At 60.4% G+C, this 14277-nt stretch carries 14 protein-coding genes and 2 pseudogenes; 10 read left to right on the top strand and 6 right to left on the bottom strand.

What is annotated here, in order from left to right:
* Both SO156_RS27880 and SO156_RS27885 read left to right on the top strand, forming a co-directional pair.
* A pseudogene (locus SO156_RS27880) lies at positions 1–162 on the top strand (ATP-dependent Clp protease ATP-binding subunit ClpX); the annotation flags it as partial.
* Between the two features lie 51 nt (positions 163–213).
* Positions 214–424: pseudogene (locus SO156_RS27885) on the top strand (hypothetical protein).
* 118 nt (positions 425–542) lie between these two features.
* Here the strand turns inward: SO156_RS27885 and SO156_RS27890 are convergent.
* On the bottom strand, positions 543–1454 hold the full coding sequence (locus tag SO156_RS27890; protein ID WP_498537046.1) for a LysR family transcriptional regulator: 912 nt from the start codon (positions 1452–1454) through the stop codon (positions 543–545).
* Between the two features lie 100 nt (positions 1455–1554).
* On the opposite strand from SO156_RS27890, the gene SO156_RS27895 reads away from it, so the two are divergent.
* The 6 genes from SO156_RS27895 to SO156_RS27920 all read left to right on the top strand — a co-directional run bounded on the left by SO156_RS27895 (position 1555) and on the right by SO156_RS27920 (position 6078).
* On the top strand, positions 1555–2391 hold the full coding sequence (locus tag SO156_RS27895; RefSeq protein ID WP_498537001.1) for an SDR family NAD(P)-dependent oxidoreductase: 837 nt from the start codon (positions 1555–1557) through the stop codon (positions 2389–2391).
* A gap of 50 nt (positions 2392–2441) precedes the next feature.
* A complete protein-coding gene (locus SO156_RS27900) occupies positions 2442–2702 on the top strand; it encodes a hypothetical protein (RefSeq protein ID WP_458150717.1) in 261 nt (86 codons plus the stop codon).
* 90 nt (positions 2703–2792) lie between these two features.
* Positions 2793–3527, top strand: a complete 735-nt coding sequence (locus tag SO156_RS27905; protein ID WP_458150715.1) for a hypothetical protein — start codon at positions 2793–2795, stop codon at positions 3525–3527.
* 306 nt (positions 3528–3833) lie between these two features.
* On the top strand, positions 3834–4043 hold the full coding sequence (locus SO156_RS27910; protein WP_458150714.1) for a hypothetical protein: 210 nt from the start codon (positions 3834–3836) through the stop codon (positions 4041–4043).
* Positions 4044–4325: 282 nt separating this feature from the next.
* Positions 4326–5555, top strand: a complete 1230-nt coding sequence (gene hemA, locus SO156_RS27915) for a 5-aminolevulinate synthase (protein ID WP_498537002.1) — start codon at positions 4326–4328, stop codon at positions 5553–5555.
* Between the two features lie 250 nt (positions 5556–5805).
* Positions 5806–6078 (top strand): hypothetical protein, encoded by a 273-nt coding sequence (locus SO156_RS27920; RefSeq protein WP_498537003.1) that lies wholly within the window; start codon positions 5806–5808, stop codon positions 6076–6078.
* Between the two features lie 580 nt (positions 6079–6658).
* On the opposite strand, the gene SO156_RS27925 is transcribed toward SO156_RS27920, so the two are convergent.
* Together SO156_RS27925 and SO156_RS27930 are read right to left on the bottom strand one after the other, a co-directional pair.
* The gene (locus tag SO156_RS27925) at positions 6659–7015 is read right to left on the bottom strand and encodes a hypothetical protein (protein WP_458150709.1); all 357 of its coding nucleotides are present in this window, start codon (positions 7013–7015) and stop codon (positions 6659–6661) included.
* Between the two features lie 41 nt (positions 7016–7056).
* Positions 7057–7461 (bottom strand): DUF302 domain-containing protein, encoded by a 405-nt coding sequence (locus SO156_RS27930; RefSeq protein WP_498537004.1) that lies wholly within the window; start codon positions 7459–7461, stop codon positions 7057–7059.
* 161 nt (positions 7462–7622) lie between these two features.
* On the opposite strand from SO156_RS27930, the gene SO156_RS27935 reads away from it, so the two are divergent.
* Positions 7623–10478 carry an ATP-binding protein gene (locus tag SO156_RS27935; RefSeq protein ID WP_498537005.1) on the top strand — a complete coding sequence of 952 codons (2856 nt, stop codon included), beginning with the start codon at positions 7623–7625 and terminating at the stop codon, positions 10476–10478.
* A gap of 214 nt (positions 10479–10692) precedes the next feature.
* On the opposite strand, the gene SO156_RS27940 is transcribed toward SO156_RS27935, so the two are convergent.
* From SO156_RS27940 to SO156_RS27950, 3 genes are read right to left on the bottom strand one after another with little or no spacing between them, the layout of a single operon-like run.
* Positions 10693–10815: a hypothetical protein gene (locus tag SO156_RS27940; RefSeq protein WP_498537006.1), complete on the bottom strand. Its 123-nt coding sequence runs from the start codon at positions 10813–10815 to the stop codon at positions 10693–10695.
* Complete coding sequence (locus tag SO156_RS27945) at positions 10812–11195, bottom strand: response regulator (protein ID WP_458150705.1); 384 nt, start codon at positions 11193–11195, stop codon at positions 10812–10814. Before SO156_RS27945 ends, SO156_RS27940 begins: the two co-directional genes overlap by 4 nt.
* Positions 11192–12664 carry a sensor histidine kinase gene (locus tag SO156_RS27950; protein WP_498537007.1) on the bottom strand — a complete coding sequence of 491 codons (1473 nt, stop codon included), beginning with the start codon at positions 12662–12664 and terminating at the stop codon, positions 11192–11194. The genes SO156_RS27945 and SO156_RS27950 overlap by 4 nt, the downstream gene beginning before the upstream one ends.
* 633 nt (positions 12665–13297) lie before the next feature.
* Here SO156_RS27950 and SO156_RS27955 point away from each other — a divergent pair.
* A complete protein-coding gene (locus tag SO156_RS27955; RefSeq protein WP_458150702.1) occupies positions 13298–14194 on the top strand; it encodes an AraC family transcriptional regulator in 897 nt (298 codons plus the stop codon).
* Positions 14195–14277: the final 83 nt, after the last annotated feature.

The following is a 14277-nucleotide window of genomic DNA, read 5'->3' on the forward strand; positions in this document are numbered from 1 at the left end:
CTCGAGGCGATCCTGCTCGAGACCATGTTCGATCTGCCGGGCCTGGAAGGTGTGGAAGAGGTCGTGATCTCCCGCGAAGTCGTGGAAGGCACGGCGCGTCCGCTCTACATCTACGCCGATCGCTCCGATCGCGCGGTGGAAGGTAGTGCTTTGGCGTCCTGACTCGGCTGAACCAAACGAAGGCTGCCTTTGAACATCCGATGGGGTTTTATCGTGATCAAGATCATCGCTGTGCTCTGCAGTCTATCTTCTCCGGTAAGTTGTCACGAGCTGACCGTCACCACTTCGGACTCCGCCGACGTCTCCGTGCAGTCCTGTCTGATGGGCGCGCCCCAGCTCGCCCGAGTGGATGAATGAGCATCCGACCGAGCGTCTCGCGGCATGGCGCTACGTGATGGGAAGAACGAACGGCAGGGGAGCTTAGGGGAAATGTCGGCCGGCTCGCCTCCGCAGAGCGCAACGGATTGTAGCTGGCCCGGGCAAGCCCCATTGAAGGTCGTCATGCTTCGGGCGATCCTTTAGGCCAAATCATCGTGCCTCGGCTAAACAGGCGGCTGGAGCTCCGCGAAGACTTTCTTCAGTCTCGGCGCCGCAAAGTCGAGGAAAGCACGGACCTTGATCGGCAGAAACCGGTTGGCCGCGTACACGAGATTGACCGGCAGCGGTGCCGGCTGAAAGTCGTCGAGCAAGCTCGTGAGGGCTCCACGTTCAAGCGCGGTCTGGAAGTGATAGGTGAAGGCGGAGGTAATTCCGATGCCGGCGCACGCGGCGTCGCAGGCGGCCTCGGCGCTGCCCACCACGAGCCGCGCATGCACGGGCACCGCGACCGGCACTTTGTCCTTGAAGAACGTCCAGACATCAGGGGACATGAAGCCTGCATAGGTGATGCAGTCATGCCCGGCGAGATCGTCCGGCGTGCGCGGCGTTCCGTGGGCTGCGAGATAGGCGGGACTGGCACAAACCATGCGACGCATCGTACCGAGGCGTACCGCCATCAGGCTGCTGTCGGGGAGAGCGCCGATGCGGAGCCCGATGTCGATCTGCTCTTGAAACAGACTTTGCACGCGATCAGCGAGGAGCAAACTGGCCTTGATATCGGGGTAGACCTTGAGGAAATCCGCCAGGATCGGGATCAGGTAAGCGCGACCAAGGCCGACCGGAGCTGTCAAGATCAGCTCTCCGGTCGGAGCAGAATATTCGCCGGAGGCGGCGCGCTCGGCCTCGGTCACATCGGCCAGAATGCGCTTACACGCAGCAAAATAGGAGCTGCCCGCATCGGTCAAGACCAGTTTGCGGCTCGACCGGTTGAACAGCTTCGTCCGCAGATGGGACTCGAGCTCGGAGACCTTGCGGCTGACCGTTGGCAATGGCGTTTTCAAGTGCCGCGCCGCAGCCGACAGGCTGCCGGTTTCGACCACGGCCAGGAAGGTCGACATCGCGTCCAGACGATCCATCGGCTCCTCTTCCATATTTTGGAAGGATAGCTCTCGATTTTGCCAGATGGCGCCAGATTTCGGAAGGCCTTAGGTGTGGACGGCATAACGGAGAACAGCCATGAGCACCACCAACAAAGGCACCGCCCTCATCACCGGCGCATCGGCAGGCATCGGCGCTATCTACGCCGACCGTCTAGCCAAACGTGGTTACGACCTGATCCTGGTCGCCCGCGACAAGACCCGTCTCAGCGGCCTCGCGCAGCGTTTGAGAAGCTCGACCGGCCGCTCCGTCGACACCGTCGCAGCCGACCTCAACGACAAGACGGATCTTGCCAAGGTCGAGGCGATCCTGCGCGCGAATGCGGACATCACGCTCCTGGTCAACAATGCCGGTGTCGGAGCCACCGCACCGCTACTCAACGCCGACATCGAGAAGATGGACGACATGATCGGCCTCAATGTCGGTGCGCTAACCCGATTGACCTATGCGGCGGCCCCAGGCTTCGTCACACGAGGCAAGGGCACGATCATCAACATCTCGTCGATCGTCGCGATCTCACCCGAAACGCTCAATGGCGTTTACGGTGGCAGCAAAGCCTACGTGCTGGCTTTCTCGCTCTCGCTGCACCACGAACTCGCGGAAAAAGGCGTGCGCGTCCAGGCCGTTTTGCCCGGCGCAACCGCGACGGATTTCTGGGACGTCGCCGGCGTGCCGCTGCACCACCTTCCGGCTGCGATCGTGATGTCCGCCGATGACATGGTCGATGCCGCTCTGGCGGGTCTCGACCAGGGCGAGGTCGTCACCATTCCCTCGCTCGCCGACAAGGCCGACTGGGACAGATACGAGGCGGCGCGCCGCGCGATGGCCGGCAAGCTCTCAAGCGCTGTCCCGGCTCCCCGATACAGCGTCGGAGCGAATGCCGCGTCGAAGGCTGCCGTAGCGCCGGTGGCGTAACTCAATCACTACCGTAGACCCATGGAAGTAGAACCAAAGGAGATGCAATCATGAAACGTTCAATGTTGTTTGCCGCCATTGCCCTCGTCATCGCGAACGGAGTCGATGTGGCTGCCGCTGCCGAGCTTCCGACCTATGAAACGACGGGCTTTCCGATCACCGCGCACCAGGTTTCCGTGATGGGCGCAGCACATGTTCAGGAGGCTCCCTCGGTCCCCGCGCTGACGCTGGGGGGCATGCCTGCCTCGCCCAATCAAATCCTGGTCTTGACAGCGCACAAGCGGTCTCCCGCGAGCAAGCCACAAAGCTGACGGCTAGTGCGTAACCGGAGAGCCAAAGCGCGACGGTGATTCGACCCGATCCCATCGCGCTTTAGCGCCGATCGGATCAGCCACGGAAGATTGGAAAGGGAAGCCATGAACGAGCTACTGACGAAAGTACTTGATGCTCACGGCGGTCTGGAGCGCTGGCGTAGCTACAGCAAGATTGAGGCCACTATTGTCAGTGGTGGCGGCTTCTTTGCTTTGAAGGGCGCTTTGCAGGACGCAAATCCGCGCCGCATGACCGTGTGGCTTCACGAGGAGCGATCGTCCGTCACGCCCTATGGTGCCGCGGATCAGCGCACCATGTTCACTCCCGACCGCATCGCCATCGAGAAGCTCGACGGCACGGTGGTTGCCGAGCGGCGCATGCCCAGGGATTCGTTTGCCGGGCACCAGATGCACACGCCCTGGGACCCCTTGCATCGCGCCTATTTCAACGGCGAGGCCCTGTGGACCTATCTCGCGACGCCCTTCGCCTTTGCAATGGACGGCTTCCGCGTCGAGGAAACTGCGCCCTGGCGGGAGGGGAAGGAGACATGGCGGGTGCTGCGTGTCTATTTTCCCGGATCGATCGAGACGCATTGCCAGGTTCAGGATTTCTTCTACGACGATAAATTCGAGCTCCGACGCCACGACTACAGCGTCAATATTGCCGGTGGCTTCTCCGCCGCGCAACTGATGCTGGAATACACCGAGGCCAATGGCATACGCCTTCCAAGTAAGCGTCGCGCGTACACGCGCGGCCCAGACCGGCGTCCGATCCTGGATATGCTGATGGTATCGATCGACATCAGCGAGGTTGCCTTCTCTTAGGCTGCTCTTGAGCAATCGCGGCCGACCTGGACGTCACGCGCTTTTTATCTCTTCGTTACCAGCGGCGGGCTTCAAAGGCGGAGTCGAGAACCCTAACTGAACAATAGGAATGATGAGTGTAATTCAATAGGAGCTTACCATGGGTGAGGTTGTTCGATTTGTTTCAAGATCAGAGCGCGAGCGTATCCGCCTCATTCGAGAAGCTCGTGCGATATATGAAAGCGTCTTCCCGTCGGCTGCACCCATCAACGAGCAGGGCGACCAAGGGCCGGCGGTTCACTCGGTTAGTGGTGGGGATCTACTGCCGTGATCAGGATCATTGCCGTGCTCTGCAGTCTGTCCTCTCCGACAAATTGTCACGAGCAAACCGTCACCACCTCAGACTTCGCTACCGTTTCAGTGCAGTCGTGCCTGATGGGTGCACCGCAGCTTGCCGACTGGATGAAGGAGCATCCGGCCGAGCGCCTTGCCGGATGGCGGTGTGTGATCGGCAAACAGGATGGCAGGGGAATCTAGGGTGAAAGGCGGATCACTTCTCATGTGATCGATGCACCGGCCTGCGCATTCGCTACGATTTGCTGAGATTTACATTGCTTCACTCGCCCCGACGTCCTTTGTCGGATACCAATTTGCCTCGCGGAGGCAGACAGCTTCGCAAGTGCTTGGCCTCGGCGCCCCGTCCCTTCGCCGCGGCTCCCCACGGCCGGTCCTTTCCCTCCCGAGGACCGGCCGCCCCCCTTCGCAAGGCCTGATAGGCGACGGCGCCGTCGAGCACGAACAGGACGGAGATCTTGCCTTATGACTTATGATCATTTCTTTTCCGCCGCACTGGCTCGCTTGCACGCCGAGCGGCGCTACCGCGTTTTTGCCGATCTCGAGCGCATCGCCGGTCGCTTCCCGCACGCGACATGGCATTCCCCCCGCGGCCCGCGGCCGGTCGTGATCTGGTGCTCGAACGACTACCTCGGCATGGGCCAGCATCCGAAAGTGATCGGCGCCATGGTCGAAACGGCGACCCGCATGGGTGCTGGCGCGGGCGGCACCCGAAACATTTCCGGTACCCACCATCCGCTGGTCGAGCTTGAGCGGGAGCTCGCCGACCTGCACGGCAAAGAAGCGGCGCTGGTCTTCACCTCGGGATACGTGTCCAACGAGACCGGCATTGCGACCATTGCCAAGCTGCTCCCAGACTGTGTGATCCTGTCGGACGCCTGGAACCACAATTCGATGATCGAGGGCGTGCGGCGTGCCGGCGTAGATAAGAAGATCTGGCGCCACAACGACGTCAGTCATCTCGAAGAATTGCTGGCGGCGGAGATACCTGAGCGGCCGAAGCTGATCGTGTTCGAGGCGCTCTACTCGATGGACGGCGACGTCGCGCCGGTGAGCCGCATCTGCGATCTCGCGGAGCGTTACGGCGCCATGACCTATATCGACGAGGTTCATTCGGCTGGCATGTACGGTCAGCGCGGCGCTGGCATCGCCGCGAGGGAAGGGGCCTTGCACCGCATCGACGTGGTCGAGGGAACTCTGGCGAAGGCCTTCGGCGGCCTTGGCGGTTACATCGCGGCGAGCGCCGACATCATCGATGCCGTGCGCTCCTACGCACCGGGCTTCATCTTCACCACCGCACTGCCGCCGGCGGTCTGCGCCGCAGCTACCGCGGCGATCCGGCACCTCAAGGCGTCGCAATGGGAGCGCGACCGCCATCAGGACCGCGCCGCGCGGGTCAAGGCTGTGCTCAACGCAGCAGGTCTGCCGGTCATGCCCAGTGAGACACACATCGTGCCCGTCATGGTGAGTGATCCGGAGAAATGCAAGGAAGCGAGCGATCTCCTGCTCGCCGAGCACGGCATCTATGCCCAACCGATCAACTATCCGACCGTTCCGCGTGGCACCGAACGGCTGCGCATCACGCCGACGCCCTACCATGATGACGCACTGATCGATGCGCTCGCTGAAGCGCTGGTCGATGTATGGGAACGCCTTGGCTTGCCGCTGCGACACCGCGCGCTCGCGGCGGAATGACTCCTCATCGGGAAGAGCCGCTTCAGCGCCAGCTTGGGCCACTATGGTTGATAGTGCGGAGTCGCATTAAAAGCGGTTGTTTGAAGGCCGACCAAGTCTCGGGTAGGCAGACCTAAACTTAGGTGTGCTCTTCATAGCCATTGTACTGTACGTGATCGACCTCTGCGCAATGGCTTGCTTCTCCTCTCGTGCCTACACTCGGGGTGTTAATCGCCCGTTCCATCGAGCGGCAAATCGAGGAGCCACAGCGATGAGAATCATGGATGTACCAACACTGTCAGGTTTGGCTCGCAGGACGGTTGAATCAGCTTTCGACTTCGCCGGCGTCGTTCGCAACTTGATTCTGGACGTGCGCGACAGTTACCGGCCCGAGTTGCACTACATGCGCGGTCCCGGACCGAAATGGCGCGCCAAGCATCAGTCCTGGCTGAAATTCGATTCTCGAGAAGTACCGCCGGCCGGGCAGCACCAGCTCTCGCTGCTGCGTGTATGCCGCCGCGACGCGGCTAACCCCACTCGATAGTCAGGCTGAGGTTACGGAAATCATGCCCGTCTCGAGGGCCAGATCCTCGGAGTGCGACCTAACCTCTGGTCGCGCTCGTTGGGCCGAAATCCGAGGTTGGATGCTGCTCATTGGCGCCGCTCTTTGCATCGCATTGGTGGCAATGGTGAGCAGTTCGGCGCATGCCGGCGTTGCCGTCGAAGGACAGCAAATTGCCGATGAAGTCAACTGAGGGAGGCCGCACTACTCGAAGAAGCCGAAGATCTCCTCGCGTACCGCCGGGGCCGGATACCTAAAGCTCACCGGGCGCGTCAATGGTGCACTAAGACACCACGTTCAATGAGGGCGTTTGCGTGGATTGAGGTTCGGAGCGTCTGGGTAGAGGCGCGCAATTAGAGCAGGCGCCAGCGCGGCGGGCTTGGAGGCCTGGGGCCTCATCATCTCCCGCTACCGCAACCGGCGGGCCTCTCGGCGGATTTGAACCGCACTTTGATGACTGGCATCGCGAATTCTAGTCCTCGAAGGGCGGGCACACCGCTCGGATTTTGAGTTTTTTCGACACAATTGGCGCCAACCGGCCATTCGGCCGGATGCGAGCCACTCAGAAAGAGCTGTGAGGTTCCAAGGAACGGTTCTCGCTGATTGCTTGCGCTGCCTGGGTGCGGGCGTTCAGAACCGCTCGAAGCCGAACGACGAGTTCGCAGGCTCGCTTGCCGTCCGTGGCGATACTGCCGAGGATGTCGCGTACTTCTTCCAGGTCCGGCGGTTGAACGCGCAACCATCGTGACCCAGCCTGTGCACCCATGACCATCGCCGCGATCGCGTCGATGATCTCGTGGAGTTGTGCGTCAAAGGGAGACGCGAAATCCGCCGGCGTCTGCAAGGGTGTTTCGTCTTCCGCGCTTACCCTTTCCTCGAATGGGATGTCGCGTTGGACTATTGGTCGTGTGATAGTCATCGGCGTGCTCCGAAGTTTTGTCCTTGAACTGCCATTGGATGTCAGGTTGCGGTCGTGGCCTTGCTTGCGATCGCCTGCAATGCGGCAGCCATGGCGCTGACGGCCGTATCATTTGCACCGTCCACGCCATGGACGTGCGCAAGAGACGCTGGATCATTGTAAGACAACCACGTGGTGCCCGATGCGTCCTGCCAGACCAGGGTCTTCAGCGGCAGATCAATGCCGATCGTCTGGTTCGACTGCATCAGCGGTGTGCCGGTCTTTGCATGGCCGAAGATCAGGAGTTCCGTGGGCCGCAGCAGCAGCCCCACGGCGGTCGCACCCGCGGAGTGATCAATGTGGGCAAAGACGGTCATTCCCCTGGCCCGGACCTCGGCCTCGAACCGGTTCATCGTTTCCTCCGGTCCGTTGCGACTTTCGATTGTAATCAATCCGTTTGCGGTCATGGCTCTGTGGCCCAAAGAATTTGTGATGACTGACCCTATCCCAGCGAGCCGCACCCCTCCTTGAACCAGTTCTGAAAAATCCTGAAAGGCGTTGCCCGAGCGCCCCAGATTCTTCCGCAAAACCGTCCGAAATGGACCTAAAATGCCCAAAAGGAACACCGATGCGAGGCCAGGACCAACAGCCTGTCTATAGGTTCGGCGCTTGGGAAGTCGATCTTGCTCGTCGCGAGATGCGGCTGAACGGCGTTCCGACGGACCTTGGAAGCCGGGCCTTTGAAATTCTCGAGACGCTGGTCCGGTCGGCGGGCGAACCGATCGGCAAATACGATCTGATGAACCGTGTATGGCCGGGCGCAGCGGTTGAGGAAAACACCCTGCAAGCTCAAATCTCCGCCATACGCAAAGCGTTGGGGCCGGACCGGGGGCTACTGAAAACCATCGCGGGGCGCGGCTACCGACTGTTGGGAGACTGGGTCATCGGTCAGGAGGCTGTCGCCGCAGCCGCCATGCCGGCTGCCGAACCAATTCAAAGCCATGTCACAAATCTCACGGCACCGCCCAACGCATTGATCGGCAGAGAGGCTGCCGAAATCCAATTATCAGAGCTGCTTTCGACCTATCGAATGGTCACCATGACGGGGCCGGGGGGCATTGGAAAGACTGTCCTCGCGCAAGCCGTTGCACGGAATCTGCTCGCGGCTTTCGGAGGTGATGGTCTGCTCGTCGAATTGGCCCCGCTGTCGGACCCTGCGCTGGTTCCGTTCGTGGTCGCGACGGTTCTCGGCCTCAAGCAACGTGGCGACGAGGTTTCCATCGAATCGATCACGCGCGAAATTGGTGCAAGGAAACTTCTGCTGGTGCTGGATAATTGCGAGCATCTCATCGAAGGGGCTGCGAGGCTGGCGGAGGCGCTCGTGCGTTCCTGTCCAAATACGACGATACTGGCAACAAGCCGCGAGGTGTTGCGCATTGATGGTGAGTACGTCTATCGCGTTCCCCCACTCGATATTCCTGGACAGGAAGGTGGTGGAGATCGCGATGTCCTGGGATGCAGCGCAGTACAGCTCCTGATAGCGAAAACGAAGGCGCTGAATGCCGACTTCTCGCCGAGCGCAGAAAACCTTCAACTGATCGCGTCGATTGCGCGTCAGCTCGATGGCATCCCACTGGCCATCGAATTCGCGGCGGCCCGCGTTGCAACACTTGGATTGCAACAAGTCGCGGCGCGCCTGCACGATCGTTTCAATCTCCTGACCAGCGGCTTTCGAACGGCGTTGCCGCGGCATCAGACCTTGCTTGCGACCCTCGACTGGAGTTATGAGCTGCTGTCGGACACCGAGGCCCGAGTGCTGCGTCACCTCGCGGTCTTCAATGGAAATTTTGCCCTTGAGGCTGCGACCGCAGTGACGGCAGATATCGACGCGGCGGCCGCCGATATGCTGGCAGGGCTGGTCGTCAAGTCGCTCGTCGCCGCCGACTTTCAAGCCGGGGACGATCACTATCGTCTCCTGGACACGACGCGCGCCTATGCTCTCGAGAAACTGCGGGCTGCGGGCGAGTACCGGGAAGCCGCACGCCGTCATGCGGAATACTTCCGAGCTGCCCTCCTTCAAGCCGAGGCCGAGAGTAACTCCTTGCCGCAAGCCGATTGGCGGAAGCGCTACGGCCGATATCTCGGCAATGTCCGTGCAGGCCTCGATTGGGCGTTCTCTGCGGACGGCGATTTGCCGATCGGCGCTGCATTGACCGCGGCTGCAGTACCGCTTTGGGTCCACCTTTCGCTGTTTGGCGAATGTCGTGAGCGCACCGAACTGGCGCTCGCGCAGATCGATGACGGCGTTTCGGGTTCAACGCGCTTGCGCATGCAGCTCTCTGCGGCGCTAGGCTGGTCGCTGACCTACAGCCAGGGACGTGCGCGAGAGGCTGGCCCGGCACTCGCGGCCACTCTCGAATTGGCGGAACGGCTTGAGGACAAGGACTATCGCCTGCGTGCGCTTTGGGGCTTGTGTATCGATCAGTTCAACAATGGCGAATTCCTCAGGGCACTCGAATTCGCTCAGCGCTTCACCAGGGTAGCAGAGGACTCGGCCGATCAGACCGACTCGATGCTGGCCGATCGCCTTCTCGCCGTATCGCTCCACTTTCTCGGGAACCAGAATGATGCACGCCGCCACATCGATCGAGTGGATGCATCTCTCGATTGTCTGGTAGGAAGGCCCAGGATTTTCCCCCTCGATCTTCGCATCTCCACGCACTATTTCCGTGCTCGCATCCTGTGGCTGCAGGGGCTGGCGGGTCAGGCGCTACAGCTTGTCGAGCGCAATATCGAGGAGGGGCGCGCGAACGGTCACGCTTTGACCTTTTGCAGCGTGCTGGGACAGGCCGCGTGCCCGATCGCTTTTTGGGCCGGCGATCTCGACGCGGCGGAGCACTACGGCGACGTACTGTTCGAGCACGCCGAACGCCACGCGATACGACTATGGCGGATTTGGGCGGGCTGTTTCAGGGGGATGGTCATGGCCAAACGGGGTGACGTCGACGCCGGACTGGCGCTCTTGCGTAGTGAAATCGGTCGCGCGGGCGACGCCAGGTTCTTGCCGCGCTTCCTACTTCCGCTGGGCGAACTCGCGGCCTGTCACGGCGAAGCGAACGAAATCGACAGTGGACTTGCAGCGGTCGATGGAGCGTTGGAGCGCTGCAGAGCCAGACATGAAGAGTGGTACGTCCCGGAATTATTGCGCATCAAAGGCGAACTGCTGCTGAAGGGGTCGCCATACCGATCCGTCTCGTCAGCGGAAAAATACTTCTCCGACGCCCTCCACCTGGCAAGACAGCAGGGCGCGCTCTTCTGGGAGTTGCGAAATTCAGTGAGCCTCGTCCGTCTCTGGCAGGGACAAGACAGAAAGGCCGAGGCGAGGCAAGTCATCGCGCATGTATGCGAGGCGCTCGGAGACAGCCTCCAGATTGCTGATGCGCGCGAGGCGCGAGCCCTGCTTGCTGGACTTGACGCCAAGTGATGATCAGGCAACTCGTCGGGTTTGAGGTTTTCCGTCAAGCCTCCGTAAAACTTCGGCATCCGCGCGTTTTGTACCCGTCAGGGATACTTTGGTCTTAGCGTCGGCCGCCCTCCTCTCCAGCTCGAAATGCGGGTTGCCCGTCTGCAGTTCTTAGCTGCAAACAATGCAATGCTGCGCGATCACGAAAGACGGAGCCTGGGCAGACAGTAGCGTGCTAGAGCCGATCGAGGGCAGAGATGAATCTGAGGGTGCCTTCGCGGAACGATTGCGGAATTTTGCGCAGCACCAACTCGTGGAGATCCGGCTCATCGTCTACCGCCAGGATGGTCGCTGTCATCGCTCGAGTCTCGTATCGATTTCCTGTCGCAGGAGCGCGAAGTCGATCGGCTTCGTCAGCAATCCCTCGGCGCCGTGTTCGACCGCTTTCCTACACGTTTCCAGATCGCCATAGGCCGTAATCATGATGACAGGCACGTCGGGGCGCGTAGCGCGCATGACCGGCAATAGCTCCAGCCCGCTCATTCCGGGCATGTTGATGTCCGAAAGGACCAGAATCAGCGAAGCGTCCAGAATCTCCACGGCACACCTTAGCGCCGCCGGCGCGGACGTGGCGAACTCCATCCGAAAGCGTCCGGAGCGCAGATCGCGCCGGAAGCGCTGGCGGAACAGGACTTCGATGTCGGGCTCGTCATCTACGACCAGAATATAGACGGTCAATTTTTGCGTCCCTTGGGGATTTGGGCGGCCGCAATATGGGGCAGCGTGATGGTGAACTCGGTAAACACGCCCGGCTCGGTTGCGACATCGATGCGGCCACCGTGCTGTTTCACGACAATGTCGTGACAGATCGAAAGCCCAAGCCCTGTTCCTTCACCGGCCGGTTTGGTCGTGAAGAAGGGATTGAAGATCTTCTCCTTCACCTCCTCGGGGATCCCCGCGCCATTGTCACGGATTCCGATTTCCACTCCGTCGCGCACGCTCCTGGTACTCGCGCACAGCGTCGGCTCAAATCCCTCGCCGGCCGTCTCCTTGCGCTTGGTCGCTGCGTAGAACCCGTTCGAGATCAGATTGAGCAGGACGCGCGTGATCTCGTGCGGGTATAGATCGATCGTCCCGGCATCTGGGTCCAATTCGCGCTTGAGGATAATGTTAAAGGCTGATTTCGCCGCGCGCGCGCCGTGATATGCAAGGTCGACACTCTCCCAGACCAAGGCATTGATGTCGGCCGATCGGCGCTCGCCTGAGTGCTCACGTGAGTGCAGCAGCATGTTCTTGATGATAGAATCGGCTCGCTTGCCGTGCTGAACGACCTTCTCGAGGTTCTCTCGAAGAAGGCTGGTCAATTCATCGACTTTGGCACGAATTTTCCCGGAGAGAGTTGCCTGCCTCAACACGTCGTTGAGCTCGTCGGTCAGCTCGACCGATAGGGCCGAGAAGTTGTTGACGAAATTGAGTGGGTTCTTGATTTCGTGGGCGATCCCTGCGGTGAGTTGGCCAAGAGAAGCAAGCTTTTCGGTCTGCACGAGGCGATCTTGGGCCACGCGCAAATCCTCAAGTGATTGCGCAAGTTCGATGGTCTTGGCCTGCACTTCGTTAAAAAGCCGAGCGTTCTCGATCGCAATAACCGCTTGATCGGCAAACGTTCGCAACAAACGAATGTGTTCTTCCTTGAATGCACCGGTCTGTGCACGGGTCACGCTGATGATGCCGATGCTCGCGGAATGACGAAAGAGCGGGATCAGGGCGACGCTCCGGAAACCGCGCTTGCGCGAGAGATCCAGCAGGCCGGGGTGGTCGGCGAACCCCAGCTCGCAATCTTCGATCTGAACAGGCCGTACCTCCCGGATTGTTCTCTCGTACCAATCGACGTCCGAGAGCTTTAGGGGAAACACATTGACCAACGTCGCATCCGCGACCTCACCCCGTCGGGTGAACGCGGCAAGATGCAATGTGTCGTCGATCAAGTGAAGAACCGCTGTCGACAGCCCGTTCACGAGCTTGTTAGACCTTTCGGCTATCGCTGCGAAGATAGGGCCAAAGCCGCCAGGCGAACTCGCGATGACCCTTAGTATCTCGGCCGTTGCCGCCTCGCGATCGAGGGCTTCTCTCAGTTGCAGCTCAAGCGGATTGAGGAGCGGTTGTTGCGCTCCGCTCCCAGCGTGGTCGACGTTTGCTAGGACCTGCATCTACCGGCTCTCTCCCGGGCTGCGAGTGGCGCATGAGTACGCGGTCTCCGTGGCGAAGCCGCATGTGTACGACACCAAGCAGCTCGGACGCGGAAGCGACATCTCGTCGTCAATCCAATCTCGCCCGGCTGGGCGACCGTTCATTCACGTTCCAGAGTGCCGAAACATCCGCGCGGGCTCTGGGAGCTGCCCATAGCCTAGCCGGCCTTGCGTCAGCGAGCGTGTAAAAGCCGGTAAATCGTCGTCAAGAAAGAGACCGATGGGATTGAGCAACACACGGAGATTGGCCTGGCGTTGCGACCTGCTCCAATCCTATTCCAGGCGGATGCTGGACCGGCAGGACGAAGCAAAGGCGGCCTCGGGAAAGTCGTTCGTTCTCGCGAGGGTGATTAGGAGGTTGTCGTGCCGGGTCGGGCGATGGAATTTTCAGCGCACGGCGGCGCCTGAGTGACTACTCCGTTTTGAGCAAGCTTCGGTCCGAAGGATAGCTGACAGCTGCATATTATTTGGGCATCCGTACAGCGGATGGGCCTGCGACGCTGCCCGCGGACTTGTCGAGCGACGAAGCTCACCGCCGGGTATTTCCAGAAATTTCAGAATTGGGTATCCTGATGCCGATCCACGGAGCGTGCCGTGATCCTAAAGACGCATGGCGATCGAAAGTATCAAGACACTACCTCGCGGTTGGCGGGGGTGGCCGAGTTTTCGAACCTGCGTGTAGAGCACCGATTTCTCGAGGCTGGCTTTCAAGAGCCCGGAGTCTGCATCAGTAACGAGCTTGCGTTTGTACTTTCCGGCCGCGCATTCGCTATTCAGGAAGGGAACGGTCTGACCCGACGGAATTTTATTCAACCAGGTATCGCCTGTATTTGCCCAGAGGGGATCAACGAAAACGTTAGCGGCATCACATCTCCAATCGAGTGTCTGCACATTTTTCTGCCGCCAACCCTGATCCGACAAAGTGCCCTTGCGGACTACGATATAGATCCGTCTAAGGCGGAGCTGGTTTATTCGGGCGGCCTTAGAGACGCGAAGCTTCACCAGATTGCCATGAACATCCACAGTGTCGCGGGTCGGGCTGTCGAACAGATAGACCGCCTTTTCCTGGATGGGATGCAAGCGGCGCTCGCCGCTCATCTGCTTGGTAACTATTCGGTCGACCGCTGGAGTCCGCCCGCAAAGGCCCCGAATATCGATGCCAAGCGGCTCAAACGAGTCCTCGATTTCATCGAAGTGCGTTTCGCGGAGAATATATCGCTCCGTGATCTGGCGGCTGAGGCGCGTCTCAGCGACTTTCATTTTTTGCGATTGTTTCGAGAGGCGACCGGCCTTTCGCCCCATCGCTATGTAACCTACCGCCGAATACAAGAGGCGCAAAAGCGACTGGCATCGAATCATTCCTCCCTCGTGGACATTGCAGTGGAAACCGGCTTCCGATCGCAAGGCAATTTCATCAGGGCCTTTCGGAATGCGACGGGGCTAACGCCAGGTCAATATCGCGCACTACGTCAACCAGGGGGCGAGCGTTGAGGGCTCACGGTTCCCGGTCCCCGCAACAGCAAGATTTGCGCATGGGTCCGCAGTATTCGGTAGTGCGCCGGCTTATCGGCGGT

This window comes from Bradyrhizobium sp. UFLA05-125, from assembly GCF_059803515.1.